Consider the following 26697-nt stretch of genomic DNA (forward strand, 5'->3'; position numbering starts at 1 on the left):
ATCTCTATCTCTGATTTTTAAAGGATTTCAGCCAGCATGCGGTCCACGCCCTGCTGCCAGGGCGGCAGCTTCAAGCCGAACGTGGTTTGCAGCCGGGTGCAGTCCAGGCGCGAGTTGTGCGGGCGCCGGGCCGGCGTGGGAAAAGCACTGGTCGGAACGGCGGCTACGTCATTTGCTACTATTTTAATAGCTGTTTGCGCCCGTGCTGCTTGCGCAATCACATGTTTTGCATACCCATTCCAGGTCGTTTCGCCGCTCGCAGCCAGATGGTAGAGCCCGGCATCCTGCGGGCACTGCAGAGCCTGGCGAATGGCGTGCGCCGTGACATCGGCCAGCAGTTCAGCGCCGGTCGGCGCGCCCCACTGGTCGTCAATCACCGTGAGGCGTTCGCGCTCCTGCGCCAGGCGCAGCATGGTCTTGGCAAAGTTGCCGCCGCGCGCGGCATAAACCCAGCTGGTGCGCAGAATCAGGTGGCGCTGGCAGTGTTCGGCGATGAGCTGCTCGCCTTCTAATTTGCTCTGGCCATAAACGCTCAGCGGCGCGGGCGTGTCGCTCTCCACCCATGGCCGGCTGCCGCTGCCGTCAAACACGTAGTCGGTCGAGTAGTGCACCAGCCAGGCGCCGAGCTTGCTGGCTTCCTGCGCCAGCATGCCGGGCGCCAGGGCGTTGATGGTGCGGACCAGCTCGGACTCGCTTTCGGCCCGGTCCACTGCCGTGTGGGCTGCGGCATTGACGATGACATCGGGGCGAACGGCTTGCACCGTCCGGGCCAGGCCGGGCAGATCCGCCAGATCGCCGCACAAGTCCTGGCTGTGGCGGTCGAGCGCGACGACCTCGCCCAGCGGCGCCAGGCTGCGCTGCAGTTCCCAGCCGATCTGGCCGTTTTTGCCGAGAAGCAGGATTTTCATGCGTCGGCATACTGGGTCTGCACCCAGTCGCGGTAGGCGCCGCTTTGCACATGGGCCACCCACTCGGGGTTGGCCAGGTACCACTCAACGGTCTTGCGGATGCCGGACTCGAATGTTTCCGCTGGCCGCCAGCCCAGCTCGCGCTCGATCTTGCTGGCGTCGATGGCATAGCGCCGGTCATGGCCGGGGCGGTCCTTGACGCTGGCGATCTGCGCGGCGTAGCTGGCGCCGTCCGCCCTGGGGCGCAGCTCGTCAAGCAATGCGCAGACCGTGCGGACAATCTCGATGTTGGTTTTTTCGTTCCAGCCGCCGACGTTGTACACCTCGCCCAATGCACCGGCATCCAACACGCGGCGGATGGCGCTGCAGTGGTCCTTGACATACAGCCAGTCGCGCACCTGCAGGCCATCGCCATAGACGGGCAAGGCCTTGCCGGCCAAGGCGTTGACGATCATCAGGGGAATGAGCTTTTCGGGAAAATGGCAGGGGCCGTAGTTGTTCGAGCAGTTGGTGGTCAGCACCGGCAGGCCGTAGGTGTGGTGGTAGGCGCGCACCAGGTGGTCGCTGGCGGCCTTGCTGGCCGAGTACGGGCTGTTGGGCTCGTAGCGGCGGGTTTCGGTGAAGGCGGGCTCGTCCTTGCCCAGGGAGCCATACACCTCGTCGGTGGAGACATGCAGGAAGCGAAAGGCCGCTTTGGCCTCTTCGGGCAAGCCGCCCCAGTAGGCGCGCACGCTTTCGAGCAGGCGGAAGGTGCCGACGATGTTGGTCTGGATGAAGTCCTCGGGGCTGTGGATGGAGCGGTCCACATGGCTTTCGGCGGCAAAATTGAGCACTGCGCGCGGCTGGTGAAGCGCCAGCAGGCGGTTGACCAGTTCGCTGTCGCCAATGTCGCCCTGCACAAAGATGTGCCGCGCATCGCCCTGCAAGGAAGCGAGGGTTTCGAGGTTGCCCGCGTAGGTCAGCTTGTCCAGGTTGATCACCGGCTCGCTTGATTGCGCCAGCCAGTCCAGAACGAAGTTGGCGCCGATGAAACCGGCTGCGCCGGTGATGAGAATGGTCATAAAGTTATCGACTTTTGGGTAGGAGGCCGTTTGCCGGAGTTATTGCCATGGGCATCAAGCCTCGGGCATTGCCACTGTATTGTGATTACCGCAACCTCAGGGCCTTGTTGATGCGCATCAACTTCGCGGCACTCGTCTCGCTTGCCGGTGTATTGCGAAAGGCTTGCCGCATAAAGATAAAGAGCAGCAGCGCCAGCCCTGTCGCCAGCGTGGCGCCGATGGCAATCAAGCCTTTTTTGGGCTGGCTTGCGCTCTGGGGCAGTGTGGGCGACTGAACCAGTTGCGCCTCGCTCAGGCCTTCCAGCTGGATTTCAAGCAAGCTGATCTGACTTTGAGCCGCACCCGTTGCGTTCAGCAACTCGGCATAGCCGCGCGCCAGTTCAGTGCCGCTATTGGCACCGCCAGCGCCGTTTGACTCCAGGCGCTTGAGCACGCCGACGGAAGCATCCTGGGCATTTTTGAGCCGCGCCTGCGCTTCGGCCAGTTGGGCTTCAAGGCGCGCCCGCGCACTGCCTTTGGGGCGGCTTTCCTGATAGGTTTGCCTGATGACAGCACTGGCAATGGCCTGCGCCTGCTGTGGCGCATGGCTGGATACAGTCAGCGTCAGCAGCTTGTCGTTTCGGCCCACGACGGTCTTGATCTGCTCGCGCAGCTTCAGGCGGGTATTTTCAAGCGTATCGTCCCTGGCCAGGCCCATGGCGGCAATGACCGGGTCCAGCACCGCGGCGGTCAGCATCAGGCTGGCGGTAGGCTGCTCGGCCTGAAGCACGGCCACGCTCTGGAAGGTTTGGGGCAGCACGAAACTGATCCCCAGTGCGCACAGCCCTGCCACCAGTGACCCGATGAGTAATAGCTTGAGATTTTCTGCCAGGGTAACCAGGACGTCCAATAGACCCGTCTCCTGCGTGCTGACGACACGGTTTTGTGTTTCTTGCATTTTTCCTACATTCAAACTTCAAGCGGTCAATTGTACGTTGCCGCCTGACCTTTAAATAAGCAAGTATTTATTACTCATGTTACATGGCGAAGGCTGAAGCAAGCCTATCCGCAGAAATTTTTTCTTTCAGCAACTGGCGACATGCCCGGCACAAAAGAAAAGCCGGCCACCAGTTGCGACATATAACCTGCCTGCAAGCTGGCCGGCTCATCACGGATTACAGACAGCAAACTCATTGATTTATTTTTTAAACCAACTCACACGGAAATACTCAAGAAAATGAAAGACAATTGCCGGCCGCCCGGCTCAACGGGACAAGCAATATCAGTTTTTATTCAATAATCCACCCAGCGCAAGCCTGATTGGGATCATCAATCAATTACAATTTGAATTTTCCAGGAAAATACCTCATGACAAAATCAAACGAACTGCAGCAGCAAATCGACGACTACCAAGCCAAACTGAACGAGTTGCGCAAGCAGCAGGAAGCGGAACGCAAGGGCGAACGCACGCAAGCCATCATCTCAGCCAAGGAGTTAATCAAGACTTATGACTTGACGGCTTCAGATCTTGGATTTTCAGGCAAGGGCGCCGCCAAAAAAGTCACGGGCGACAAACGCAATGTGGTCGCCCCCAAATACCAGGATCCCGACAGCGGAAAAACATGGACCGGTCGCGGAAAGTCTCCCGCCTGGTTAAGCGCTCAATTGGCCACAGGCCGCGACAAGCAAGAGTTTCTAATCCAGCACTAAAGAGCGCCTCATTGCAGCGGGTCCGTTGCAAGGCCTGCCGGCGCGGTTTAAAAATGAATCCCGCGCATCATCTGCTGCATTGCCTGCGCTTCGGGTGAGAGCCTGGCCCTTTCACCTTTTTCGCCCGCCTCGCCCTTGGCTGCGGATGAATCCGGAAACATCCGAAAACTGGTATTCATGGCAATCCGGGCAATGCACGGCATCAAGGCATGAAGCACTTCACCGGCTATACCCAGGCGGGTGGCAATTCGCACCGGCTTGAAAATGCAGGCCTGGGCCACCAGGTCGGCGGCTTCTTCGGGCGCCAGGGTGGGCACGTTGTTATACAACTGGGTGGGCGCAATCATCGGCGTTCGCACCAGCGGCATATTGATCGTGGTAAAGCTGATACCCACATCGGCAAACTCGCTCGAAGCGCAGCGTGTCCAGGCATCCAGGGCCGCCTTGCTGGCCACATAGGCTGAAAAGCGCGGCGCATTGGTCAGCACGCCAATTGAACTGATATTGACTATATGGCCCCTGCCCCTGGCCGTCATGCCGGGCAGCAGGCCCATGGTGACGCGCAGGCAGCCAAAATAATTGAGCTGCATGGTGCGCTCATAATCATGAAAGCGGTCATAGCTGGCCTCGACGGCGCGGCGAATCGAGCGCCCCGCGTTGTTGATCAGAAAATCAACGCCGCCATGGTCGGCAATCAGTGCCTTGATGAAACGGTCGCTATCGGCCATGTCGGCAATATCGGCCGAATAAGCGATAAAACGGTAACCCCGGGCTTCGGCTTGCCTGCAGGCCGCGTCGAGTTTGTCCTGGTCGCGGCCGCAAATGAGGGTGGTGGCGCCCGCCTCGGCAAACTTGTGCGCCGTCGCCAGGCCGATGCCGGACGAGCCGCCGGTGATCAGCACCACCTTGCCGCCGACCGTGCCGCGTAGCGAGCGGTCGATGAACAGGTCGGGATCCAGATGCCGCTCCCAGTAATCCCACAGGCGCCAGGCGTAGTCGTGCAGGTTCGGGCAGGCAATCTCGCTGCCCTTGAGCGCGGCCAGTGTTTCGCGGCAGTCAAAACGGGTCGGGTAATTCACGAATGCCAGGATGTCTTCGGGCAAGCCCAGGTCGGTCATGATGGCTTGGCGCATGCGCCGTACCGGCCCCAGCGCCATCAGCCCTTTCCTGACCGCCTTGGGAATGAAGCCCAACAGGGCCGCGTTGATGAACAGGTTCATGCGCGGCGCGTGCGCGGCCTTGCTGAAGATGTCAAGCACATCGCCGACGCGGTAGCCCACCGGATCGACCAGGTGAAAGCACCTGCCGCCGGCGCGCTCGTGGTGGCTGATGCAGTCGAGCGCATCGACCACGAAATCGACCGGAACGATGTTGATCCGGCCGCCCTCCAGCCCGACCATCGGCATCCAGGGCGGCAGCAGCTTGCGGATGCGCTGGATCAGCTTGAAAAAATAGTAAGGCCCGTCGATCTTGTCCATCTCGCCGGTGACGCTATGGCCCACCACCAGGGCGGGGCGAAACACCGTCCAGGGACGCGTGCATTCCTGGCGCACGATTTTTTCGCTCTCGTGCTTGCTCCTGAAATAGGGGTGCTCGCAGTTTTCGGCCTCCTCGAACATGTCTTCGCGGAACACGCCTTCGTACAGCCCGGCAGCCGCAATCGAGCTGACATGGTGAAAATGCCCGGCCTCGATCGCCCTGGCAAACTCCACCGCGCTGCGGGTTCCGCCAATGTTGACGGCGATCTGGCTTTCCTCATCGGCCTGCAGGTCATAGACCGCCGCCAGATGGTAGAAATGGGTGATTTCGCCCTTGAGCTTTTTGCTGTCTTCGGCGCTGACGCCCAGCTTTTTGCGGGTCAGGTCGCCATGCACCGCAACCGCCCTGGCCGCGCCAACACCCCAGTATTCACGCAGCGCCGCCAGCTTGCCTGCGCTTTCCTTGCGGAGCAGGAAATAAACCTTTGCGCCCTTACGCTGCAGCAGCTTTTTGACCAGGCGCTTGCCGATGAAGCCGGTGGCGCCGGTGACGAAATAGTTCATTGAATGCTCCGCATTGGCTTGACCAACAAAAGAGTCATTGTGTTCAGGTCCGCGCACTTCCTCCTTTAGCGGAAACCCGCGAACACAGGCCGATGCGCCAGAGTTCCAGGGGGCGCCTGCCCGGCAGGTCTAGAAGACTGCCCCTAAACACCAGCCAGCCAGGCGCTTACATTGCTGCTGTGTGCGGCGCATTGACCGTACCCTTTTTTCCACCCCGAATCAGGAGCTTTCCATGGTCAAGAAACTGCAAAAAATCAGCGACGATAAAAAAGCCGCACCGCAACTCGCCAGCGCGGTCAAGGACTCGGCCCAGCAAATCTGGCTCGCCGGCCTGGGTGCTTTTTCGAAGGCGCAGGAAGAAGGCAGCAAGGTCTTTGACACGCTGGTCAAGGAAGGCCTGTCCATCCAGCGCAAGACCCAGGCGGCCGCCGAAGAAAAAATCACCGAGGCCACCAGCAAAATGAGCGGCATGGCCAGCGACATCCAGTCCAAGGCCGGCAACCGCTGGGACAAGCTGGAAAATATTTTCGAGGAGCGCGTGGCCAAGGCACTGGGCAAGCTCGGCGTGCCTTCGGCCCGCGATGTCAGCGCACTGGCAGAGCGCGTTGACCAGCTCGACAAGCACATCCAGACCCTGAACGGCCGTGCCGCAGCCGCCCGCGCGCCCGCCAGGCCAGCTGCCAAAACAGCCGTCAAGACCAGGACGCCGCAAGCCGCCCCGCCTGCCGCCAAAAAAGCTGCAAGACCCGCCGTCAAGCGCGCCGCCAAAAAGGTTGCAGGCCCGGCCACCGACACGGCGCAGGGCACGGCGGAATAACTCGCTGCAGTTCTCGGCCACCGGCCTGCTACGCGGTATTGAAAAAAGGGACGGCACGTCCCTTTTTTTGTCGCCCGTGCTCCCAAAATCTTCAGCCGTTGCGCGCCGACTATTGAAGATTTCCCTGCTTCCGTCCGCCCGTACGCTGGGGTAGAGTCAAGCAACACAACCAGCGAGACAAACCATGGCGAAAAAAGCGCCGCGCCGCACCGCAGAACGTATTCTGGAGGTCACTCTGGAACTGTTCAACCGATTTGGCGAGCCCAATGTCTCCACCACGCTGATTTCCGCCGAACTCGGCATCAGCCCGGGCAACCTCTACTACCACTACCCCGCCAAGGACGAGTTGATCAACTCGCTGTTCGACCGCTATGAGCAGGCCCTGAACGAGCTGCTCAATGCCAGCGACGGTGTGCGCCATGTCGAAGATGCCTGGTTTTTCATGCACACGCTGTTTGAACTGATCTGGCAGTACCGCTTTTTGTACCGCGACCTGAACGATCTGCTGAGCAAGAACCGCCGGCTCGAAACCCATTTCCAGGGGGTGCTCAAGAACAAGGCCCGCGCCGTCAGGGCATTGCTCGACGGCATGGGCCGGGCCGGCGCCATGACGATGGACTCGCGCGAAGTCGAGGCGACGGCCACCAGCATGGTGGTGCTGCTGACCTACTGGCTGAGCTTTGAATATGTGCGCAATCCGCGCCATGCGCTGGAGCCGGCCCATGCGCAGTCCGCGCTGCTGCGCGGCGCGCACCACGTGCTGAGCCTGCTGGCGCCCTATCTGGAGCCGGGCGAGCGCAGCCATCTGCAGAGCCTGGCCGCCGCCTACAGCAGCCCGGCAAGCCTGCCGGCCTGAGCCGGACCCGGTTCACGGAGGACAATGGCGAAAAAAATTATCCAAGGAGACAAGTACATGGCCGAATGGAACCCTTTTCCCCACCCCGGCGCCTATGCCTTTGATGCCGCCAGCCTGAAGAAGAACTGGGCGCGGCTGCACCGGGGCGACTGCGAACCTTGCCCCAAAGACGCTGCGGTGCTGCAGGCCTGGGTGCTGTTTCACAACGGCGAGTTCCAGAAAGCGGCCGAAGCCGGCCTGAATGCCGGCGGCGCGGGCATCACGGTGGCCAACAAGGCCACCTGTATTTATGCCAATTACCTGGAAAACAGGGAAAAAACCAAACTCGACCTGTTTCTGCAGGCCGCTGAACGGGCCGGGGAGCAACAGGCGAGCGAGCCGAAAAACGCCAATGCCTGGTACTGGCAGGCCTATGCCCTCGGGCGCTACAGCCAGGGCATCAGCGTGGCCAAAGCCCTGGCGCAGGGCTTGGGCAGCAAGGTCAAGGCGGCGCTGGAGCAGACCATCAAACTATCGCCCCAGCATGCCGATGCGCACATTGCGCTGGCCACCTTTCATGCCGAGGTGATCGACAAGGTGGGCTCGCTGATCGGCAGCATGACCTATGGCGCAAAAAAAGACACCGGCCTGGCGCTGTACCGGGAAGCGCTGGCGCTCAATCCCGGCTCGGCGATTGCCATGACCGAATACGCCAACGGCCTGGTCATGCTCGAAGGCGACAAGCGCATGAAGGAAGCCACCCGGCTTTACGAACAGGCGGCGGCGTCCGAGCCCATGGATGCGACGGAACGGCTGGACGTGGAGATGGCCCGGGTGGAACTGCAGGACTGAAACGCCGGCCCGGCAAGCTGGAACACTCTCTTTTTAATAGCTGTCAATGCACGCCCTGCTTGCGCAAAATGCCTTTTTTATCACTATTTTCATCACCGGGGGCAGCGCACCTGCCCGCAGTAGCGTTCGCAGAACGGGCAGCCGGTCATCGGCAGCCAGGCCGGAATGTTGTAGAACTGCTTGAACGCCACGCCCAGCACGCCCGCGCGGTAAGCCGGGTAGTTGAAGCCCGTGCCTTCCACCACATGGAACGGCACGCCATCCTGCATGAAATCGAGCACGGTGACGCGGTCAAAGTAAGGCTTGAAGGCTTCCAGCTCGGGCGTGTCCGGCGTGATGATGCGCACGGTCTTGCCCTGGTACAGCGAAAAATCCACCAGCATGTCGTCCTGCCGCGCATGGAACTTGCCGACGCCGAACACCGGCATGTACTGGCGGCGCTCGAAACCGTAGATCGACGCGGCCGTGTAGGAGTCGGCCATCAGCACCGTGTCCGGGCTGCTGGCCTGGCGCAGGATGTCGGCGGTCTTGATGCTGCGGACGATTTGCGGATAAATCTTGGCGCTGCGCCAGGTGTCCAGCGTCGTCATGTACAGCCCGACGACCACCAGTACATGCAGGCCGGCAAACAGCGCCAGTCCCTTGGCACAGGCCTTGAGCCTGTCGGCCGGCAGGGCAAACGCCAGGTAGGCAAAACCGAAAGGGTAAAACGACAGCACCCAGTGCAGCCCGATCACCTTTTTGGCCGACAGCAGCGTGAAAAACAGCAGCGGCACGACCACCAGGCAGGCCAGCAGGCGGTGGGATTTCGCAGTGGCCACCAGCGCCTGGCGGTGCTTCACGGCCAGCCAGAGCGCCACCGGCGTGATGAGGTAGGCCATCATGCCGACATACATCAGCGGCTTGCGCCATTCAAACGTCGCATCCTGATTGCGGTTGTACACGTTGAACATGATGTTCGACCAGCCGTGCGACAGGTTGTAGGCGATGTTGATGGCCGCGCCGGGCAAGGCGCAGGCCACCAGCAGGGCCAGGCCCGCCAGCCGCTCGCGCCGGTACAGCAAAAAATACACCAGGTAGGTCAGCCCCAGCACCACCGAGAAATACTTCGACAGGAAGGCACAGCCCAGGAACACACCCGACAAGGCATACAGCCCATAAGCCGCACGGTCAAATTGCGCGCGCTGCTCGGCCCGCATCAGCGCGGCCACCGACAGCACCGACCAGAAAATCAGCGGCGTGTCGGTGGTGATGATGACGTAGAGCCAGTTCAGCGGCGCGAGCCAGAAAAACAGCACCGCCCAGGCCGCGCGCACCCGGTCCAGCGGCCCCAGCGCCCACCACAGCGCCGCGCCCAGGCTAAGCGGCAGCAACACCGCCGGCAGGCGAATCGCCAGCGTGCTGTCGCCTAAAGTGGCGCGCGTCAAGGCAATCAGCCAGCCCACCATAGGCGGATGGTCGGAGTAGCCCCAGTCCGGGTACACGCCCCACCAGTAAAAAAAAGCCTCGTCGCCCGAGATCGGAAAGCTCAGTGCGATCCACAGGCGCAGCAGCAGCGAAGCCAGCCCGGCGCCCAGCAGCCAGCGGCTCAGCGCGGCGGAAGATGCTTGCGGGGAAAAAGCGGAAACGGGGTTCTGGGACATGGAGAAACAAGCAGGTGAACCGGCAGGCCGGCGGCAAAAACCGTCAGGCCAACGGTGGCGCGCAGCAACGCAGGAAAAAGGAAAAAATAAAACGAAAAGCGGCTAGCGAAAGCTGATTTCCCGGGCGATGGCCGCACTATAAAGCAAGGCCAGCACGCCAATCGCCACGGCCAGCCACAGCGTCAGCAGCCGGATCATCACGGTCATGCCCAAAGCGTCACCGGCGCCAGCGCCGTGCAGCACCAGCAAGCCGGTCAGCAGCGCTTCGGTGCCGCCCAGGCCCGCCGGCAAGGCCGACAGGGCGCCGCCCACCATGGCCACGGCATAAAAGCCGGTGGCCGTCGGCAGCCCCAGCGAAAGGCCCATGTCGCGGCAGATCAGCCAGACCGCCACGCCCTGCGCGGCCCAGGCAGCCAGGCTCAGGCTAAACCAGACCAGCGGCCGCACGCTCAGGCAGGCCCAGGCATCACGCAGCCAGCCAAAACGCCCGAGCAAGGCATGCCGGAACCTGAGCAGCGCGCCCGCCGCCAGCAGCGCCGCCAGGGCGCCGGCCAGCAGCAGGCCCGTCAGCCAGGCCGGCGCCCGCTGCAGCACACCCTGCTCCCAGGCCCAAACGGCGGCAGGCAGGCACAGCAGCAGCAGGCACAGCAGGTCGGCCAGCCGCTCGGCGCCAAAAATCGCCAGGCTTTGCCGGGCGCCCAAAGGCCGGTGCGCCAGCATCAGGCCCCGGGCCGCCTCGCCGACATTGCCGGGCGTGGGCGTGAACGCATAGCCCGCCAGGTACAGGCGAAGGCCTTGCAGCAGGCCAAAATGCCGTCCGTGGTGCGCCATCCACAAGCGCCAGCGCAGGCCGCGCAGCCCGTAGTTCAGCAGGCACAGGCCTGCGGCCTGCAAACCCGTCAACGACCACAGGCGCACGATGGACGTGCGCGGGCTGTCGCCCCAGACCAGCAGCGCCGCCGCATACAGCGTGGCCACCGCGCCCAGCACCAGCAGCAGTTGCTTGACGGGCAGCCTGACGGGTGGCGCGCCCGTTTTGCGTGCGCCGCTGTCGGGCTTCAAAACCGGTGGCTCAGGAAGATGGCCAGCCACAGCGCGCCGGCCCCCAGCAGCCAGGCATCGCGCAGCAGGTCGCGCGCCACGTCTTCGCCCCGGCCGCGATGCACCTGGTAGGTGTAGCGCAGCAGCCCGAAAATGACGACCGGCACGGTGTAGAGCAGGCGCTCGCTGTGCTGCAGCTGCGCCTCCGGGCTGGTGGCAAACAGGCTGTAGGTGGTCAGCGTGGCGGTCATGGTGGTGGCGATGAAGGTGTCGAGCAAGGCCGTCGGGTAGTGCGCCATGACCGCCCGCTGGCTGGCTTCGTCCTGGAAGCTTTCGGCCTTGCGCTTGCAAAATCCGAGGTACAGCGTCATGAAAATACCGGTCAGCAGCAGCCAGCGCGAGGGCGGAATCCCGACCGCCACCGTGCCGGCCAGCAGCCTGAGCATGAAGCCTGCGGCAATGATGGACACATCGACCACCGGCACCTGCTTGAGCCGCCATGAATACGCAATATTGAGCGCCACATACAGCGCCAGCAGCAGCAGCAGCGTGCGGTTGCCCGCCGCCAGGAACATGCCGGCCGCCAGCAGCGCGGCCGCCAGCCCCAGCGCCGAGCCCGGCGTGACCGCGCCGCTGGCCAGCGGCCTGTTGCGCTTGACCGGATGCAGCGCATCGCTGGCGCGGTCATGCCAGTCATTCAGGATGTACACCAGGCCGGAGGCGCAGCAAAATGCGGCAAAGGCCTGCAGCACCCGCAGGTCGAGCAAGGCGTTTCCCCAACTCTGGCTGAACACCAGGCCGGCAAACACAAACACGTTTTTAACCCACTGGTGCGGCCTCGTGAGGCGAACCAGCGCGAGCAGGCTTGAAGAAAAGGAAGACATCAATGAAAAAGCAAGAGCATGCAGCCTGAATCGGCTTTCAAGCATAACTGACTGGATCGAGGCCGAAGTTTTTCGCGCAAGACGGATAAAGTGAAGCGCAGGCCCTGTAAAAGGAGAGTGAACGATGGCATCGAGACGATTGAGGCGCCTGCTGGCCGCAGGCCTGGCGGCCGCCGGCCTAACCGGCTGCGCCGACCTGGGCTATTACTGGCAGTCGGTCAACGGCCACCTGACGGTGATGAACGCAGCCCGCCCGGTCAAGGACTGGCTGGACGATGCGCGCACCCCGGCGCCGCTGAAAACCCGGCTGGCCCTGGCGCAGCGCATCCGCCGCTTTGCCGTCACCGAACTGCAGCTGCCCGACAACCCGAGCTACCACCGCTATGCCGACCTGCAGCGCAGCGCCGTGGTCTGGAACGTGGTCGCCGCGCCCGAGTTCTCGCTGACGCTGAAGACCTGGTGTTTTGCGCTGGCCGGCTGCGTCGGCTACCGGGGCTATTTCAGTGAACCGGATGCCCGGGCCGAGGCCGCGCAACTCGCCGCCCAGGGCTTTGAAACCAGCGTTCATGGGGTGCCGGCCTATTCCACGCTGGGCTGGATGAACTGGGCCGGCGGCGACCCGCTGCTGAGCACCTTCATCCGCTACCCCGAGGGCGAGCTGGCGCGACTGGTGTTTCACGAACTCGCGCACCAGGTGGCTTATGCGCAGGACGACACGGTGTTCAACGAGTCGTTTGCGACGGCCGTCGAGCGGCTGGGCGTGCAGCGCTGGCTGGATGCGCGGAGCAGCCAGAGCACCGATGAAGCCCGCCAGGCCTATGCGGCGTTTGACGCACGGCGCCAGCAGTTCCGGGCACTGGCGCAGGCCACACGCCGGGAATTGACCGCCATTTATGAACCAAACAAGGCTTTAGTGCACGTCCCACCTGCGCAAGCAGCTCTTAAAATGATAGCAATGCAGAATTTTCGTGAGCGCTATGCGCAGCTCAAGGCGTCATGGGACGGTTATGCCGGCTACGACCCGTGGGTGGCGCGCGCCAACAATGCGTCGTTTGGCGCGCAGGCAGCCTATGACGAACTGGTGCCCGGTTTTGAAGCCCTGTTCGAGCGCGAAGGACGTGACTGGCCACGGTTTTACGGCGCCGTCAAACGGCTGGCCGGCATGCCCAAGAGCGAGCGGCACGCCCTCCTGGAGATCAATCACGGGCCGGCAATTGCCGGGATGGCGGCAGCCCACGCCGGGCAGTAAGCGCCTAGCCGTGAAGCGTGAAGAAAAAAGTCGCGCCAAGCCCGGGTGCGGCCTCTGCCCACAGCTTGCCGCCGTGCCGGTTGATCACGCGGCTGACGGTGGCCAGCCCGACGCCCGTTCCCGCAAACTCCGAAGCCGCGTGCAAGCGCTCGAACGGAAGAAACAGCTTTTCGGCATGCGCCATGTCGAATCCAGCCCCGTTGTCACGCACGAAAAATACCGGCAACCCCGCGGCATCGACTTGCTGGCCGACGCTGATCGTGGCCTGTGGCTGGTGCGCGCTGAACTTCCAGGCATTGCCCAGCAGGTTTTCCATCACCACCCTGAGCAGCGGCTTGTCGCCGTAGGCTTGCAGGTCATTTTCAATCTGCACATTCACCTCGCGCTCGGGCTGGCGGGCGCGCCACGCGTCCAGAATGCCGAGCGCCATTTCCGACAGATCGACCGGCTCGTTGCGCACCTGCGTGCGCGCCACCTGCGCGAGTGACAACAGGTCTTCAATCAACTGGCCCATTTGCGCCACGCCTTGCTGTATGCGGCTCACGTAGTGCCGCATCTTGTCGTTTCCATCGCCCGCCAGCTGCTTGGCCAGCAGGCTGCCAAAGCCATTGATGGTGCTGAGCGGCGCGCGCAGATCGTGCGACACCGAATAGGAAAAGGCTTCAAGCTCCTGGTTCGACAGGCGCAAGGCGGCCTCGATGTGCTTGATCTCGGTCACATCCGCATCAATGCCGACCCAGAAGGCCGCCACGCCCTTTTCGCCGCGCACGGGCGAGGCCCGGTAAGCCATGGTGTGGACGCTGCCATCCTTGCACAAGAGGCGCCGGAGACCGGAGAAGGAATGCTGGTTGGCCTGGGCAAGCTGCCAGTTGGCCTTGGTGTCGGGCAAGTCATCGGGATGAACGGCGCCAAACCACTGCTTGCCGCTCCAGTCCCGCAGGCTGCCGCCGACCAGGTCAAACCAGGCCTGGTTGAAATAGGTCGCGTCGCCGTTCGGGTCCAAAGTCCAGATGACTTGCGGCGCCTGCTCGGCCAGTGCGCGGAACAAGGCCTCCTGGCGCGCCAGCGCCAGCGTGCGCTCGGCCACTTTTTTCTCCAGCCCGGTATTGAGCTGGCTGACCTCATGCAGCAAGCGGACGTTGACAATGGCAATCGACGCCAGTTGCGCCAGCTCGGTCGCGACATACTCGTCCTGCTGGATGAATTCACCCTCGTATTTGTCCGACAGCTGCAGCAGCCCGATGGGCTGGCCATCGCGTCCAGTCAGCGGCACCGCCAGCCAGCCATTGAGCATGCGCTCCCGGTCGGCATGGTTGCCCACGCGGCACCAGTCCGCGTGCTCCTGCAACTCGGTTTGCGCCATGCGCACCGGGCGCGTGCCGTGGCAGCCTTTGGCGTAGATCCCGAAACCGTGGGTCAAGAGCGGCTGGTCGCGGTACTGCGCATACTCGCCGGACAGCGACAGCGCATGAGCGCCCGGCCCGCCTTTACGTTCAGCGGCCAGGCTGACCACCGCCTGATGCGCGCCGATCACACCGCGCGCCTGCTCCGCCAATTCCTGCATCATGCCGTCCAGCGTCAGGTGCCAGGTGATGGCCTGGGCCGCATCGGCGGCGCGCTGCAAGGTGAACAAATGGTCCTGCACCTCTTTTTCAGCCTTGACCTGGGCGCTCATGTCCAGCGCCACCATGAAAAGAGCTTCCTGGCCGGCGTACTGAATCGGCCGGACCACGATATCGGCATTGAAAAGCGAGCCGTCCTTGCGGCGATGCTGGCACGAACCCTGTCGCTTCTGCGCGGCGTCAGCCAGGTAATAGGGCAAACAGCTGCGTTCGGCGTCGGCATGAATGTCCGGCAGCGTCATCGACAGGAACTCGCCGGCCGAATGGCCATAGCCTTCGATGGCGGCCTGGTTGACGGTCAGGAATTTTCGGCTCGCGCGGTCAATCACCCACATCGGCACCGGCGCCGACGCAAACAGGGCCGCATAGCGCTGCTCGCTGTCCACCAGGGCCTGTCCGGCCAGCTTGCGCCCGGTGATGTCCCGCACCATGGCGGTAAACAGCTTGCCTTCGGGCGTATCCACCCGCGAGATGGAAACGTCAACCGCAAACTCCTGCCCGTTGGCGCGCAGCCCGTAGATAGGGACGAGGGAGTCCGCCATGCTCCGCACCGTCGCTCCCGTGGCGCCGAACTGCGCAAGATGCCGGGCATGGGCGTGGCGAAAGCGCCCTGGAATCAGCTTGTCGAGCGGCTGCTGCATGACCTCCTGCCGGCTCCAGCCGAACATTTTTTCGGCCGCGTGGTTGAACAGCACGATGTTTTGCTGCGCATCCACCGTGATGATGGCATCCATGGCGGACTCCAGCACGCCAGCCAGAAGCGAGGCGGTGATGGACGCCTGCATGGGTTTGTCTTCGGGCATCATGACAAGGCGTCGAAGCGGGCGCGCGCACCACCCGTGGCTGCCTCAAGGTTGACGGGGAGTTGACGAGGTGCGCGGAGGTAGGAGTTCATTGAAGCCAGGGGATTGTTTAAATCAAGTTACTAAACTTATGAGTTTTTACAAATTTACCGATTTTTAACTTTTAAGCAAGCCGTTTTTCGCATTTCGCATCATGCCCGGCGGTGCGCGGATGGGTGAATGCCACAGGCTCCCCTGTTTTAAGATGCCTGTTAATTGTGGCTCGCCACCTTGTACAGCAACAACCCGGAGACTCCCGATGGCCGACATCCACCTTGAACGCGAACATGCCCTGGGACTGCAGGAGGCGCGCAGGATCGCCGTTCAATGGGCCGAACAGGTCGAAGTCGAATTCGGCATGGAATGCACCTACGAGAAAGGCCATGCCGGCGACCTCGTCAGCTTCAGCCGCAGCGGCGTTCACGGCACCCTGGCGGTGACGAAAAATAATTTCGAGATCGACGCCAGGCTTGGCTTTCTGGCGGGCGCTTTCAAGGACCGGATAGAAGCCGAGATTGTCAAACACCTCGATGCCCTGATCACGGCGCGCCCTGCAGCCCGCAAGGCTGCGGCCCCCAATAAAACCGCCTGATTTTGTCTGGCCCGCCCCCGTGAGCTACAACCTTGCCCGGTTTGACCTGGTGTCGATTCGCCTGGCCGTGGCCTGCGCGCAGACCGGCAGCCTGACGGCCGCCGCGCGGGACTCGCACCTGGCGCTGGGCGCGGCCAGCCGGCGAATTCGCGAGCTGGAAGCTGCGCTGGGCGACGCCCTGTTTGAACGCCATGCGCGCGGCCTGCTGCCGACCGCCGCCGGGCGCGTCTTCGTCAAGCACGGCTTGACGCTGCTGCAGACCATGGAGCAGTTGGGCGCCGAGCTGGCCGACCTGCGCCGGGGCACCGTGCGCCACATCCACCTGTGCGCCAGCAGCGCGGCCATTAGCCAGTTCCTGCCGCCCTTGCTGGCGCGCTATGGCCAGCTGCATCCGCAGGTGCATATCGACGTGGAAGAGCAGGTGTCCGACGCCGTGGCCGCCACGCTGCGTGAGAGGCGCACCGATGTCGCCGTGTTTGTCGAGGGACCGGACACCAGCGGGCTGGACACGCGGCTGTTTCGCCATGACGAGCTGGTGCTGGTGCTGCCCGCCGGACACCGGCTGGCCGCCTTGACAACGCCGCTGGCCTTTGCCGATGCGCTGGACGAGGAATGGATCAGCCTGACGGCCGGCGCGGCGATGCTGCAACAGCAGCAGCAGTCGGCCCTGGCCGCTCACCGGCCGTTCAAGCTGCGCATGCAGGTGCGCAGCTTTGATGCCGTCTGCCACATGGTGGCCTCGGGCCTGGGCATTGCCATCTTGCCCAAGGCGGCCTGCCTGCCCATCGTCAAGGCCATGAAGATCAGCTGGCGCCCACTGGCCGATCCGTGGGCGCAACGCCGCCTGCTGGTGGCCTGCGCGCTGGGCCAGCTTGACGCGGGCATTTTGTCGCTGGTGGATTTCCTGGTCGAGCCTTCGCAAAATGCGAACGCCCGCACGGCCAAACAGCAATAGACGGCGCACTCCTGCGGCGGCACACTGGCCGCCATGCACACCGAAGACCCCTCAACCCCCTCCCCCGCCCCGGGTCCGCTGGCCGGCCTCAAAGTCCTGGAACTCGGCCAGCTGATTGCCGGCCCGTTCGCCGCCAAGACGCTGGCCGACTTTGGCGCCGACATCATCAAGATCGAGCCCCCCGGCGCCGGCGACCCGCTGCGCAAGTGGCGGCTGCTGAAAGACGGCACCTCGGTCTGGTGGCAGGTGCAGTCGCGCAACAAGCGCTCGGTCGCGCTGGATTTGAAAAACCCGCAGGCCCAGGCCATCGTTCGGCAGCTCGCCAGCGACGCCGACGTGCTGATCGAGAACTTTCGCCCCGGCGCGATGGAAGGCTGGGGACTGGGGCCCGACGAGTTGCTCAAGCTCAACCCGCGCCTGATCATGCTGCGCATCAGCGGCTACGGCCAGACCGGCCCCTACCGCGACAAGCCGGGATTTGGCGTGGTGGCCGAGGCCATGAGCGGCCTGCGCCACCTGACCGCCGAGCCCGGCCGCGTGCCGGTGCGCGTCGGCGTGAGCATCGGCGACACGCTGGCCGCGCTGCACGGCGTGATCGGCATTTTGCTGGCGCTGCAGGAGCGCCAGCGCTCCGGCCAGGGCCAGGTGATCGACGTGGCGCTGTACGAGGCGGTGTTCAACTGCATGGAAAGCCTGCTGCCCGAATACAGTGCGTTCGGCGCCGTTCGCGGCCCAGCCGGCAGCGCCCTGCCCGGCATCGCGCCCAGCAATGCCTACCGCTGCAAGGACGAGGGCTATGCGCTCATTGCGGGGAACGGCGACAGCATCTTCAAGCGGCTGATGGCCACCATCGGCCGGCCTGAAATGGGCGCCGACCCGCAACTGGCCGACAACGCCGGCCGCGTGGCGCAGGTGGACAGGATTGACGAGGCCATCGGCCAGTGGGCCGCCGAGCGCACCGTGGACGAGGTGCTGGCGGCGCTGGACCAGGTGGCCGTGCCGGCGGGCCGCATCTACACCGTCGCCGACATCGCCGCCGACCCGCATTACCGGGCGCGCGGCATGCTGGGCGAGGTGCAAATGGACGACGGCAGCCTGCTGGCGGTGCCCGGCATCGTTCCCAAGCTGTCGCGCACGCCGGGCAGCCACCGCCGCAACGCACCGCAGATCGGCCAGGACACCGACGCCGTGCTGCGCGAGATGGGCCTGTCGCCCGAACAGATCAGCACATTGAAAGACCAGGGCATTGTTGCCGGAGGAACCCCATGACCGCTAAAAAACGCATTTTTTTCAACGAAGTCGCCACCCGCGACGGCTTCCAGATCGAACCCGGTTTTATTCCAACCGACGACAAGGTCGCGCTGGTCGATGCGCTCAGCGACTGCGGCTACGCCAAGATCGAGGTCACGTCCTTCACCTCGCCCAAGGCGATTCCGATGCTGCGCGACGCCGAGGAGGTCATGGGCCGCATTCGCCGCGCGCCCGGCGTCGAGTACACCGTCTTGGTGCCCAACCTGCGCGGCGCCGAGCGCGCGCTCGAATCACGCGCCGACGAACTCAACCTGGTGATGTCGGTGTCCGAGACGCACAACCTGGCCAACCTGCGCATGCCGCGCGAGAAAAGCTTTGCCGCGCTGCTGGACGTGATTTGCCATGTCGATGGCAAAACGCCCATCAATGTGTCGCTGTCGTGCTGCTTCGGCTGCCCGATGGAGGGCGAAGTCGTGCTGGACGAAGTGCTGCGCTGGGGCGAGCGCTTCGCCGGCCTGGGCGTGCGCGGCCTGACAATCTGCGACACCACCGGCATGGCGCATCCGGCGCAGGTCAGCCGCATGGTGGAAGTGCTGCAACAGCGTTTCGCCGACCTGCAGCTGACGCTGCACTTTCACAACACGCGCGGCATGGGTCTGGCCAATGTGCTGGCGGCGGTGCAGTCCGGCATAACCCGCTTCGACGGCTCGCTGGGCGGCCTGGGCGGCTGTCCGTATGCGCCCGGCGCCAGCGGCAACGTGACCAGCGAGGACGCCATCCACATGCTCGATGCCATGGGCTACGACACCGGCATCGACCTGTCGAAGCTGCTGGCAGTCGCCCGGCAGTTGCCCGGAATCGTCGGCCACGACGTGCCCGGCCAGGTCGCCAAGGCCGGCCGCATCATGGACCTGCATGCGCCGCCGGCCTCTGTGGCCGAGCTGCGGGAGCAATTTGCATGATCGGCCACCTTGACCACCTGGTGCTGACTACCGCCGACGAAGCGGCCTGCGTGGACTTCTACACCCGCGTGCTGGGCATGGCGCTTGAAACCTTTGTCGGCGGCACGCCGCCGGTGGCGCGCAAGGCGTTCAAATTTGGCGCGCAAAAAATCAACCTGCATGTCAAGGGCCGCGAGTTTGAACCCAAGGCCCATCTGCCGGTGCCGGGTTCGCTGGACCTGTGCTTTCTGGCGAGTATTCCGCTGGCAGAAGTGATCGCCCGGCTGGCGCAGGCGCGCTGGCCGGTGATCGAAGGCCCGGTCTTGCGGACCGGCGCGACGCAAAAAATCCGCTCGGTGTATGTGCGCGACCCGGACCTGAACCTGATCGAAATTTCCGAGCTGGCCTGAACGCATTCCAACTATTAACAGGAGACAACCATGACCCTTATTTCCCGCCGAACCCTGATCACCGCCGCCGGACTCGGCGCGGCCGCCTGGCTCAACCCGGTGCGTGCGCAACTCGCCGGCAAGCCCCTGACCCTGATCGTTCCCGCAGCGGCCGGCGGCACCACCGACATTGCCGCGCGCATGCTGGCCGAGCCGCTGGGCAAGATTCTGCAAACCTCGGTGGTCGTGGACAACCGCAGCGGCGGCAACGGCAACATCGCCGGCCAGATGGTGGCGCGCGGCCCGGCCGATGGCTCCAGCCTGCTGGTGCAGTACTCGGGCTACCAGTGCATCACGCCGCTGATCCAGCCGGTGCCGGGGTTCGACCCGGCCACCAGCCTCAAACCCATCGCCCACCTGATCGACGCGCCGCAGTTGCTGGTGGTGCGCGCCAATTTTCCGGCCGACACCTTTGCCGAGTTCCTCAAGTACGTCAAGGCCAACCCCGGCAAGGTCAACTACGCCTCCAGCGGCAACGGCTCGCTGCAGCATGTGACCACCGAGCTGCTGAAAGACCTGACCCACACGTTCATGACCCACATTCCCTACCGGGGCACCGGTCCGGCGCTCAACGACCTGCTGGCTGGCACGGTGGACTTCACCATCACCACGCCGCCGCCGCTGCTGCCGCACGTGCGCGCCGGCAAGCTCAAGGCGCTGATGGTGACCGGCCGCGCGCGCCTGCCGGCGCTGCCGAATGTGCCAACGGCCACGCAAGTCGGCGTTCCGCTGGTGGCGTCCTCGTGGTTTGCGGTGTATGGGCCTGCCAGCCTGCCCAGCGAGTTGCAAAATCGCCTGTCGCTGGCGATCAAACAGGTGGTGGAGTCGGACAACTTCAAAAAGCGCGCGGAAGACCAGGGCGCCAAGGCCGTGGTCATGAACAGCGCGGAGCTGGCCACGCTGGGCGCCAATGAACGCAAGATGTGGGAGCGCATCGTGAAGGTGGCCAATATCAAGGCCGACTGAAAGGGTCGGGTGCGCAAGACACTATCAAATTCATAGCTGGTAGCACCCGTCCTGACTGCGCAAGAAGCCTTTTTGATTCAAATTTTTCTCAACCCAACTCGTTGATCAGGTCGATGTACTGCTGCATCGCGGCCTCCTGCGGCGTGCCCTTGAGCTTGCTCCAGGCATCCCATTTGGCGCGCGCCACCATGTCGCCGAAGCCGGGTTTTTTGTCAAGGTTGTCGCCGGCGCTGCCCTGCTTGTAGAGGGCGTAGAGTCTCAAGAGCGTCGCGTTGTCGGGACGCTCGCTGAGATCCTTGGAGTTGGCCACGGCCTTGTCAAAGGCGGCTTTCAGGTCTGACATGGGAAATGCTCCGTTCATGGTTGAGAAGTCGGCTCCCAAAGCAAAGGCTTCGGGTAACTGCCGGTTATCTTAGCCACAAGTTCCCCGCAAAATGGGCACCAGACTCCAGTCCGGGGCGGTGTTGCACAGGGGAATAGTTGATGGTCACACGCGTTGCAAGTCCTTCGGCAGCCAGGAAACCAGCCCCCAGGCGGCCCAAAAAATCCATGCCGGCCGCACCACCGCGCTACCCGCATCCGCCCGACGAGCGCATGAGCAAGGTCGATACCGCCTGGCTGCGCATGGACAACCAGGCCAACCTGATGCAGATCATCGGCGTGTGGCAGCTGGCGCCCGGCGTGAAGTACGCGGCGGTGTGCGAGCGCATTGAAAACACGCTGGTCAGGTACGACCGTTTCCGGCAGTGCGCGGTGCAGGACGCTACCGGCGCCTCCTGGGTGGCCGACCCCGGCTTTGACCTGGCCCACCATGTGGTGCGGGAAAAGCTGCCCCGATCGGCCAGCGGCGATGAACAGCGCGCCTTGCAGGACCGCGTGGCCGAACTGGCCGGCCAGCGGCTGGACCGCGCGCGCCCGCTCTGGCGGTTTCACCTGATCGAGGACTACACCGGCCCCGACGGCGTGCGCGGCAGCGCCATGATCCTGCGCCTTCACCACTGCATTGCCGATGGCGTCGCGCTGATCGGCGTGACCCTGTCGATGGTCGATGGCGGCGCCCCGCCCGCAGAACCGGCTGCGACTGCGCAGGACGCCGTGCCGCAGGGCGCGCAGGCATGGGTGGTCGAGACACTGCTCAATCCCTTCACCCATCTGGCAGTGAAGGCGCTGGACGCGCTGGGCGACGGCGCGGCGCGCTCGCTCGGCCGGCTGAACCCTGCCGGCCAGGGGCCGGGGCTGGAGCAAGGCGTCGAGGCCGGCGTGAAAGCGTCGCTGGACATGGCCCGGCTGCTGCTTCAGGTGGCCACCGATTCGGCCGCGCTGGCGCTGATGCCCGACGACTCGCCAACCCGGCTCAAGGGCAAGTCCGGCGGCATCAAGAAAGTCGCCTGGTGCCCGCCGATTCCGCTGGACGAGGTCAGGGCGGTCGCCAAGGCGCTGGGTTGTTCGCTCAACGATGTGCTGCTCAGCTGCATGGCGGGCGCGCTCGGCGAGTACCTGAAGTCGCAAGGCGATGACGTGGCCGGCCAGGAAATCCGCGCCATGGTGCCAGTCAACCTGCGGCCCCAGGAGCCCAGCCTCCGGCTGGGCAATCACTTTGGCCTGGCGCCGCTGCTGCTGCCCATCGGCATGGTCAATCCGGTCGAGCGGCTGTACGAAGTGCGCCGGCGCATGGCCGCGCTCAAGGGCAGCTACCAGCCGCTGCTGGCCTTTGGCCTGCTGGCGGTGGCCGGCCTGCTGCCCAAACCGGCGCAGGACATGATGCTCGGCATCTTCTCGAAAAAAACCACGGCGGTGATGACCAATGTGCCGGGGCCGCGCGAAAAGCTCAGGTTTTGCGGCGCCACGCTGGAGCAAAGCATGTTCTGGGTGCCGCAGTCAGGCGACGTGGGCCTGGGCGTGTCAATATTGAGCTACGGCGGCGGCGTGCAGTTTGGCGTGATCACCGACAGCGCCCTGTGCCCGGAGCCGCAGCGCATCATTGACGAAGTCGCGCCCGAGTTTGCCCGGCTGGCGATGGTGACGCTGATGCTGCCGTGGGACGGGGAATAACGCCCGTATTTCAATCAAATCGCCATTTTGCGCTTTATCCACGGGCACAAGCAGCTATTTTTTCAATAGCATCAAGGCTTGAACCGCCGCGAGGCGATCTCCAGCAAGCCGTCAAAGATCAGCGTTTCCACCAGTTCGACCTTGACTGACATGCTGGGCGCCATTTTCCAGGCCGCGCCGCCGGTCATGATGCATTCGGGCGCTTCGCCGCAATGGCGCGTGATGTTGTCCACCATGCGCTGCACCGCTCCGGCAATCGCAAACGTGCCGCCGCTGGTCAGCGCGTCGCTGGTGTTGGTCGGAAAATCGCGCACATCGCCGGTCGGCACATGCAGGCCGGCGGTGCCCGATTCGAGCGCGCGCAGCATGATGCCGTGGCCCGGCAGGATGATGCCGCCCAGGAATTTGCCCGAGGCATCGATGGCTTCGACCGTCACGGCGGTTCCCACCATCACCACCAGGCAGGGTTTACGGATGCCGCGCGCCAGCAGCCGGTGGTAGGCGCCGATCATGGCCACCCAGCGGTCGGACCCGAGCCGCGCGGGATGGTCGTAGCCGTTGGTCAGGCCGGCTTCCTGCGGGCTGGAGTGAACCCAGCGCGGCAGCACGTCCCAGATTTCCATCTGCTCGGCCACCCGCCGCTTGATGGCGTCTCCGGCCACGACGCAGCCCAGGATCGCCGAGGGCTCGGGCATTCCGTGCCAGTCGTTTTCGGCCAGCCTGTCGATATTTTCCAGAAACACCGCGCCATGGGCCAGCAGCTTGGCGCCCACCACGGGGGCGTCGTACTGGGCCCATTTCAGGCGGGTGTTACCCACGTCAAGCGCTAGAAAAGTCATGGGGCTGAATTATGAACAGGTTTGCGGCACGCCCGGCGCCTGATGCAGGGGTGTTTTCCCTTGATATCCTGCCCTGCCCTGCCACAGCAGATCGGATCAAATCAGGCCAAACCAGCAGGCGCGCTGGACGGCGGCCATTTTGTTGTCCACCTTGAGCTTGTTCATGGCATTGGCCAGGTGAAAGTTGACGGTGCGCTCGCTGCACGCCAGCATGTCGCCGGTTTTGCGCGCCGTCATGCCCTGAAACGCCAGGTCCAGGCATTCGAGTTCGCGCGGGCTCAGCGGGTTTCTGGCCTGGGCCAGCGCCCGCTTCACCAAAGGCCAGATATTGAGCGCCGACCAGGCCAGCTGCGACGGCTCGGTGCGGTCAGGCCACTGGCGCGCGCTGAACAGATAGCATTCAAAAGCGCGGCCCACGGTCAGCGGAAAGGCAATCCGCACGACGCTTTGAAAGCCATGCGCCAGCCACAGCCTGCGCCAGCGGCCCAGATCACCGAAAGCCGCTCTGGAAATATCCTGCCAGGCCACCAGCGGCGCATCGGAATCCCGCCAGGGCGCGCCGAAGTCTTGGCTGGCGGCCAGGGCTTGCGCCGCTTCCAGCAGCCGTGGAGGATGCAGGGCCAGCACCAGCCGGCTTTCCTGGCCGGCAAAAGGATCGGGCCCCAGGACCACCAGGGCTTCGACCGAGAATTCGCCCAGGGCGGACAGCCAGTCGCTCATGATGCCGTCCAGGCAGACGCTGTCAAAGTTAGCAGGTAGTTGCATGGGTAGTAATCAGGGAGAACGGGGACAATGGTTAAAAAGGTAAGTAAACGTGATTGATCCATACGCATGCTCTGGCTGAACATCCGATGTTGAAAATCCGCCATACCGCACGGCTGTTACAGCATGCACCATGGCGCTGGACATTCGCGCCTCTGGAGCCGATTTTGCATGCGTCGCCGTGGCGCCTGCGGCTGCTGGGCCTGACAGCCATGCTGGGCCAGCCCCTGTTTGGCTGGATATGGTCGAGCTGGCTGGTGCAGCCGTATGAAAATCCATGGCTGCGTGGCCTGATGAGCCTGCTGGCCGGGCTGCTGCTGTTGCCTGCGATGAGCCGGGATTTCTCAAACCCGAAAACCCGGCTGCTGGTCACCCTTGTGATGTGGGTCGAGATTCCCTTTTTTTTCAGCTGGATGTACCTGTGCAACAGCGGCAGTGCGGCCTGGCTGGCGACGGTCTGCGCCATGATTGCGTTTTACTACCACCTGACCGACTGGCGCATCGCCACGGCCGGCATTTTCAGCGCAGTCCTGCTGGCGTGGGCGCTGTTTGTCTGGCTGATGCCCGATCAGCTGTACTGGAATGCGGTTGATGCGATGGTCATTCTCTTCAGCTGGAGTTGTGCGCTGTTGCTGGGCCTGTCATCGGCCAACCTGCGGCGCGACCAGTTGGTCCACACCCTGGCAACCATGGGCATCATGGCGCACGAGTTGCGCACGCCCCTGTCAACGGCCGCGCTGATCGGGGACGCCGTGCAGATGGAAGTGCAACGCCTGCCGGCGCATCCGCGAGCCGCGAAACTCGACCAGCTGAGCCAGCGCCTGCATGCGCTGGTGCGCACCATGAACCACCAGATCGACACCCAGATCGCCAATGCCAGGCTGCTGCAGCTGCCGCGCTATACCGAAGAGGTCTGGGCGGCCACCCTGGTCCATGATGTCACGTCAAGCTATCCCTACGCCTCCATCCGCCAGAAGGAGTGTGTCAGCGTGGTCATCCATGAGAATTTCAATTTTTGCGCGTCTTCCAGCCAGTTTTCCCAGGTGCTGGGCAACCTGATAAAGAACGCCTTGCATTCCCTGACCGCCGCTGACTCGCCCTGCCACCCCGGCGCGCTGCGCATCGAGGTGGATTGCGTGCAGGCCCGTGGCCGCATCGTCGTGTCGGATGACGGCCTGGGCATAGCCCCGGCCTTGCTGCCGTATATCTTCAAGCCCTTTTTCTCCAGCAACCGCAGCACCGGGCACGGGCTGGGCCTGGCTTTTTGCCAGCAGGTGGTGCGCAGCGCAGGTGGCATCATCAAGGTCACGTCAAACCATGGCGCGGGGGCAGCCTTTACGATAATCCTGCCCGTCGGGCCTTGCTGAGCACCAGCGATGAGTCATTTTCAATTTTCCTTGACCAAGGCTCCAGCCATGTCCTTTACCCTTTATCGCCGCCCCGGAGGCCTGGTTTTCCTCGATGATGACCGGGACTATCTTGAAATGCTGGGCGAAGTCATGCCGCCCGACTGGTTCGTGCGCCTGTTTTTGCGGCCCATCGCCTGCATCGAGCTGCTGCAGCAAGATTGCCAGCTCCGGGATGCAGACGCCTGGAGCCAGCAGCAAATCGTCAACCGCTGGCGTGAAGGCGCCTTGCTGATTCCGCAAATCCTGCAGTACTGGCGCGGCGATGGCGCGGCCCGGTTTGCGCTTGCGCAGGTCGCCGTGGTGGACTACGCCATGCCGGCCATGAGCGGGCTGCGGATGCTGGGCGAGCTGACCCAATGGCCGGGTTCGCGCATTTTGCTCACCGGCCGCGCCGATGAGCAGCTTGCGGTGTCGGCCTTCAACCGGGGGCTGATCAACCAGTTCATCCCCAAGCAGTCCCCGGAGCTTCGCCTGCGCCTGATCGGCGCCATCCAGGATCTGCGCCACCAGCCGGACAAGCGCCACCAACAGATCTGGTACGCCACCCTGTCACCGGCCCAGCATGCGCTGCTGGGCGACCCGCTGATTGGCGAGGCGCTGGAAAACCTCATGCGCCAGCAGGGCTGGACAGAACATGTCGTCATCGGCGCGCCGTTTGGCGTGCTCGGGCTGGACGCCCGGGGCAACGCCAGCTGGCTGCAGCTGGAGCCGGAGGAAAACCTGCAGGAACTGGCTGAAATAGCCCTGTCCCAGGGCTGGAATGCAAGCACCGTCGAGGACATCCGCAGCGGCGGCAAGCTCATCGACCTGGAGCTGCAGCTGGCGCTGGGCGACAGCCATCAGCCCCAGCCGCGCGAGTCGCTGGTCATGCGCGGGGATGCCCGGCGTCTTTACGCGGCCATTTTCCCCATCAGCGAGTCGTTCAGCCCGGGCCTGACGGCCAGTTACGAGCGGTTTCTGGCCAGCCATGGCGAAAGGCGCCTGCCCGAGGATTAG

At 63.8% G+C, this 26697-nt stretch carries 26 protein-coding genes; 14 read left to right on the forward strand and 12 right to left on the reverse strand.

Annotated features, from left to right (window positions below; translation table 11 throughout):
* Nucleotides 1-17: 17 nt before the first annotated feature.
* From rfbD to PNAP_RS28160, 4 genes are all read right to left on the reverse strand, one after another.
* Nucleotides 18-908 (reverse strand): dTDP-4-dehydrorhamnose reductase, encoded by an 891-nt coding sequence (gene rfbD / locus PNAP_RS17425; RefSeq protein WP_011802858.1) that lies wholly within the window; start codon nt 906-908, stop codon nt 18-20.
* The gene (gene rfbB, locus PNAP_RS17430; protein ID WP_011802859.1) at nt 905-1969 is read right to left on the reverse strand and encodes a dTDP-glucose 4,6-dehydratase; all 1065 of its coding nucleotides are present in this window, start codon (nt 1967-1969) and stop codon (nt 905-907) included. Before rfbB ends, rfbD begins: the two co-directional genes overlap by 4 nt.
* Before the next feature lie 85 nt (nt 1970-2054).
* The gene (locus PNAP_RS17435; protein ID WP_011802860.1) at nt 2055-2906 is read right to left on the reverse strand and encodes a GumC domain-containing protein; all 852 of its coding nucleotides are present in this window, start codon (nt 2904-2906) and stop codon (nt 2055-2057) included.
* Nucleotides 2907-3010: 104 nt separating this feature from the next.
* On the reverse strand, nt 3011-3142 hold the full coding sequence (locus tag PNAP_RS28160; protein WP_269667125.1) for a hypothetical protein: 132 nt from the start codon (nt 3140-3142) through the stop codon (nt 3011-3013).
* Nucleotides 3143-3316: 174 nt separating this feature from the next.
* On the opposite strand from PNAP_RS28160, the gene PNAP_RS17440 reads away from it, so the two are divergent.
* Nucleotides 3317-3658 carry an H-NS histone family protein gene (locus tag PNAP_RS17440; protein WP_011802861.1) on the forward strand — a complete coding sequence of 114 codons (342 nt, stop codon included), beginning with the start codon at nt 3317-3319 and terminating at the stop codon, nt 3656-3658.
* Nucleotides 3659-3705: 47 nt separating this feature from the next.
* On the opposite strand, the gene PNAP_RS17445 is transcribed toward PNAP_RS17440, so the two are convergent.
* Nucleotides 3706-5700: an SDR family oxidoreductase gene (locus tag PNAP_RS17445; RefSeq protein WP_011802862.1), complete on the reverse strand. Its 1995-nt coding sequence runs from the start codon at nt 5698-5700 to the stop codon at nt 3706-3708.
* Nucleotides 5701-5932: 232 nt separating this feature from the next.
* Between PNAP_RS17445 and PNAP_RS17450 the strand changes: the two genes are divergently transcribed.
* From PNAP_RS17450 to PNAP_RS17460, 3 genes are all read left to right on the forward strand, one after another.
* Entirely contained in the window at nt 5933-6517 is a 585-nt protein-coding gene (locus PNAP_RS17450) for a phasin family protein (RefSeq protein WP_011802863.1), read from the forward strand.
* 184 nt (nt 6518-6701) lie between these two features.
* Nucleotides 6702-7373 (forward strand): TetR/AcrR family transcriptional regulator, encoded by a 672-nt coding sequence (locus tag PNAP_RS17455; protein ID WP_011802864.1) that lies wholly within the window; start codon nt 6702-6704, stop codon nt 7371-7373.
* A 57-nt stretch (nt 7374-7430) separates the two neighbouring features.
* Nucleotides 7431-8204: a tetratricopeptide repeat protein gene (locus PNAP_RS17460; protein WP_041376784.1), complete on the forward strand. Its 774-nt coding sequence runs from the start codon at nt 7431-7433 to the stop codon at nt 8202-8204.
* Between the two features lie 92 nt (nt 8205-8296).
* Here PNAP_RS17460 and PNAP_RS17465 read toward each other — a convergent pair whose 3' ends face one another.
* From PNAP_RS17465 to PNAP_RS17475, 3 genes are all read right to left on the reverse strand, one after another.
* The gene (locus tag PNAP_RS17465; RefSeq protein WP_011802866.1) at nt 8297-9847 is read right to left on the reverse strand and encodes an ArnT family glycosyltransferase; all 1551 of its coding nucleotides are present in this window, start codon (nt 9845-9847) and stop codon (nt 8297-8299) included.
* A gap of 102 nt (nt 9848-9949) precedes the next feature.
* Nucleotides 9950-10909 (reverse strand): lysylphosphatidylglycerol synthase transmembrane domain-containing protein, encoded by a 960-nt coding sequence (locus tag PNAP_RS17470; RefSeq protein ID WP_011802867.1) that lies wholly within the window; start codon nt 10907-10909, stop codon nt 9950-9952.
* Entirely contained in the window at nt 10906-11772 is an 867-nt protein-coding gene (locus PNAP_RS17475) for a UbiA prenyltransferase family protein (protein WP_041376785.1), read from the reverse strand. Before PNAP_RS17475 ends, PNAP_RS17470 begins: the two co-directional genes overlap by 4 nt.
* A 124-nt stretch (nt 11773-11896) precedes the next feature.
* Here PNAP_RS17475 and PNAP_RS17480 point away from each other — a divergent pair, with 124 nt between their 5' ends.
* Entirely contained in the window at nt 11897-13021 is a 1125-nt protein-coding gene (locus tag PNAP_RS17480) for an aminopeptidase (protein ID WP_011802869.1), read from the forward strand.
* Between the two features lie 4 nt (nt 13022-13025).
* On the opposite strand, the gene PNAP_RS25100 is transcribed toward PNAP_RS17480, so the two are convergent.
* Nucleotides 13026-15449 (reverse strand): PAS domain-containing sensor histidine kinase, encoded by a 2424-nt coding sequence (locus tag PNAP_RS25100; protein WP_011802870.1) that lies wholly within the window; start codon nt 15447-15449, stop codon nt 13026-13028.
* Between the two features lie 295 nt (nt 15450-15744).
* On the opposite strand from PNAP_RS25100, the gene PNAP_RS17490 reads away from it, so the two are divergent.
* The 6 genes from PNAP_RS17490 to PNAP_RS17515 are packed head-to-tail and all read left to right on the forward strand — an operon-like array spanning nt 15745 to nt 20639.
* A complete protein-coding gene (locus PNAP_RS17490; RefSeq protein WP_011802871.1) occupies nt 15745-16077 on the forward strand; it encodes a polyhydroxyalkanoic acid system family protein in 333 nt (110 codons plus the stop codon).
* Between the two features lie 19 nt (nt 16078-16096).
* Nucleotides 16097-17032: a LysR family transcriptional regulator gene (locus PNAP_RS17495; protein WP_011802872.1), complete on the forward strand. Its 936-nt coding sequence runs from the start codon at nt 16097-16099 to the stop codon at nt 17030-17032.
* A gap of 33 nt (nt 17033-17065) precedes the next feature.
* Nucleotides 17066-18301, forward strand: a complete 1236-nt coding sequence (locus PNAP_RS17500) for a CaiB/BaiF CoA transferase family protein (RefSeq protein ID WP_011802873.1) — start codon at nt 17066-17068, stop codon at nt 18299-18301.
* The gene (locus PNAP_RS17505) at nt 18298-19245 is read left to right on the forward strand and encodes a hydroxymethylglutaryl-CoA lyase (RefSeq protein ID WP_011802874.1); all 948 of its coding nucleotides are present in this window, start codon (nt 18298-18300) and stop codon (nt 19243-19245) included. The genes PNAP_RS17500 and PNAP_RS17505 overlap by 4 nt, the downstream gene beginning before the upstream one ends.
* On the forward strand, nt 19242-19634 hold the full coding sequence (locus PNAP_RS17510; RefSeq protein ID WP_011802875.1) for a VOC family protein: 393 nt from the start codon (nt 19242-19244) through the stop codon (nt 19632-19634). Before PNAP_RS17505 ends, PNAP_RS17510 begins: the two co-directional genes overlap by 4 nt.
* 30 nt (nt 19635-19664) lie before the next feature.
* Nucleotides 19665-20639 carry a Bug family tripartite tricarboxylate transporter substrate binding protein gene (locus tag PNAP_RS17515; protein ID WP_011802876.1) on the forward strand — a complete coding sequence of 325 codons (975 nt, stop codon included), beginning with the start codon at nt 19665-19667 and terminating at the stop codon, nt 20637-20639.
* 88 nt (nt 20640-20727) lie between these two features.
* Here the strand turns inward: PNAP_RS17515 and PNAP_RS17520 are convergent, their stop codons facing one another.
* Nucleotides 20728-20982 carry an acyl-CoA-binding protein gene (locus tag PNAP_RS17520; protein ID WP_011802877.1) on the reverse strand — a complete coding sequence of 85 codons (255 nt, stop codon included), beginning with the start codon at nt 20980-20982 and terminating at the stop codon, nt 20728-20730.
* Between the two features lie 140 nt (nt 20983-21122).
* Between PNAP_RS17520 and PNAP_RS17525 the strand changes: the two genes are divergently transcribed.
* Nucleotides 21123-22691, forward strand: a complete 1569-nt coding sequence (locus PNAP_RS17525) for a wax ester/triacylglycerol synthase family O-acyltransferase (protein WP_011802878.1) — start codon at nt 21123-21125, stop codon at nt 22689-22691.
* 71 nt (nt 22692-22762) lie between these two features.
* On the opposite strand, the gene PNAP_RS17530 is transcribed toward PNAP_RS17525, so the two are convergent.
* Both PNAP_RS17530 and PNAP_RS25840 read right to left on the reverse strand, forming a co-directional pair.
* Nucleotides 22763-23530 carry a type III pantothenate kinase gene (locus PNAP_RS17530; RefSeq protein ID WP_011802879.1) on the reverse strand — a complete coding sequence of 256 codons (768 nt, stop codon included), beginning with the start codon at nt 23528-23530 and terminating at the stop codon, nt 22763-22765.
* Nucleotides 23531-23626: 96 nt separating this feature from the next.
* A complete protein-coding gene (locus PNAP_RS25840; RefSeq protein WP_011802880.1) occupies nt 23627-24295 on the reverse strand; it encodes a helix-turn-helix transcriptional regulator in 669 nt (222 codons plus the stop codon).
* An 86-nt stretch (nt 24296-24381) separates the two neighbouring features.
* Here PNAP_RS25840 and PNAP_RS17540 point away from each other — a divergent pair, with 86 nt between their 5' ends.
* Together PNAP_RS17540 and PNAP_RS17545 are read left to right on the forward strand one after the other, a co-directional pair.
* Entirely contained in the window at nt 24382-25659 is a 1278-nt protein-coding gene (locus tag PNAP_RS17540) for a sensor histidine kinase (protein WP_011802881.1), read from the forward strand.
* A 48-nt stretch (nt 25660-25707) separates the two neighbouring features.
* Nucleotides 25708-26697, forward strand: coding sequence for a response regulator (locus PNAP_RS17545; protein ID WP_041376786.1), 990 nt, complete (start codon nt 25708-25710; stop codon nt 26695-26697).

The sequence above is a fragment of the Polaromonas naphthalenivorans CJ2 genome (assembly GCF_000015505.1).
GTDB lineage: Bacteria > Pseudomonadota > Gammaproteobacteria > Burkholderiales > Burkholderiaceae_C > Polaromonas > Polaromonas naphthalenivorans.

Coding starts and splice junctions, on each gene's coding strand:
- rfbD (WP_011802858.1), bottom strand. CDS start 908: ATGAAAATCCTGCTTCTCGGCAAAAACGGCCAGATCGGCTGGGAACTG.
- rfbB (WP_011802859.1), bottom strand. CDS start 1,969: ATGACCATTCTCATCACCGGCGCAGCCGGTTTCATCGGCGCCAACTTC.
- PNAP_RS17435 (WP_011802860.1), bottom strand. CDS start 2,906: ATGCAAGAAACACAAAACCGTGTCGTCAGCACGCAGGAGACGGGTCTA.
- PNAP_RS28160 (WP_269667125.1), bottom strand. CDS start 3,142: ATGAGTTTGCTGTCTGTAATCCGTGATGAGCCGGCCAGCTTGCAGGCA.
- PNAP_RS17440 (WP_011802861.1), top strand. CDS start 3,317: ATGACAAAATCAAACGAACTGCAGCAGCAAATCGACGACTACCAAGCC.
- PNAP_RS17445 (WP_011802862.1), bottom strand. CDS start 5,700: ATGAACTATTTCGTCACCGGCGCCACCGGCTTCATCGGCAAGCGCCTG.
- PNAP_RS17450 (WP_011802863.1), top strand. CDS start 5,933: ATGGTCAAGAAACTGCAAAAAATCAGCGACGATAAAAAAGCCGCACCG.
- PNAP_RS17455 (WP_011802864.1), top strand. CDS start 6,702: ATGGCGAAAAAAGCGCCGCGCCGCACCGCAGAACGTATTCTGGAGGTC.
- PNAP_RS17460 (WP_041376784.1), top strand. CDS start 7,431: ATGGCCGAATGGAACCCTTTTCCCCACCCCGGCGCCTATGCCTTTGAT.
- PNAP_RS17465 (WP_011802866.1), bottom strand. CDS start 9,847: ATGTCCCAGAACCCCGTTTCCGCTTTTTCCCCGCAAGCATCTTCCGCC.
- PNAP_RS17475 (WP_041376785.1), bottom strand. CDS start 11,772: ATGTCTTCCTTTTCTTCAAGCCTGCTCGCGCTGGTTCGCCTCACGAGG.
- PNAP_RS17480 (WP_011802869.1), top strand. CDS start 11,897: ATGGCATCGAGACGATTGAGGCGCCTGCTGGCCGCAGGCCTGGCGGCC.
- PNAP_RS25100 (WP_011802870.1), bottom strand. CDS start 15,449: ATGATGCCCGAAGACAAACCCATGCAGGCGTCCATCACCGCCTCGCTT.
- PNAP_RS17490 (WP_011802871.1), top strand. CDS start 15,745: ATGGCCGACATCCACCTTGAACGCGAACATGCCCTGGGACTGCAGGAG.
- PNAP_RS17500 (WP_011802873.1), top strand. CDS start 17,066: ATGCACACCGAAGACCCCTCAACCCCCTCCCCCGCCCCGGGTCCGCTG.
- PNAP_RS17505 (WP_011802874.1), top strand. CDS start 18,298: ATGACCGCTAAAAAACGCATTTTTTTCAACGAAGTCGCCACCCGCGAC.
- PNAP_RS17510 (WP_011802875.1), top strand. CDS start 19,242: ATGATCGGCCACCTTGACCACCTGGTGCTGACTACCGCCGACGAAGCG.
- PNAP_RS17515 (WP_011802876.1), top strand. CDS start 19,665: ATGACCCTTATTTCCCGCCGAACCCTGATCACCGCCGCCGGACTCGGC.
- PNAP_RS17520 (WP_011802877.1), bottom strand. CDS start 20,982: ATGTCAGACCTGAAAGCCGCCTTTGACAAGGCCGTGGCCAACTCCAAG.
- PNAP_RS17525 (WP_011802878.1), top strand. CDS start 21,123: ATGGTCACACGCGTTGCAAGTCCTTCGGCAGCCAGGAAACCAGCCCCC.
- PNAP_RS17530 (WP_011802879.1), bottom strand. CDS start 23,530: ATGACTTTTCTAGCGCTTGACGTGGGTAACACCCGCCTGAAATGGGCC.
- PNAP_RS25840 (WP_011802880.1), bottom strand. CDS start 24,295: ATGCAACTACCTGCTAACTTTGACAGCGTCTGCCTGGACGGCATCATG.
- PNAP_RS17540 (WP_011802881.1), top strand. CDS start 24,382: ATGTTGAAAATCCGCCATACCGCACGGCTGTTACAGCATGCACCATGG.
- PNAP_RS17545 (WP_041376786.1), top strand. CDS start 25,708: ATGTCCTTTACCCTTTATCGCCGCCCCGGAGGCCTGGTTTTCCTCGAT.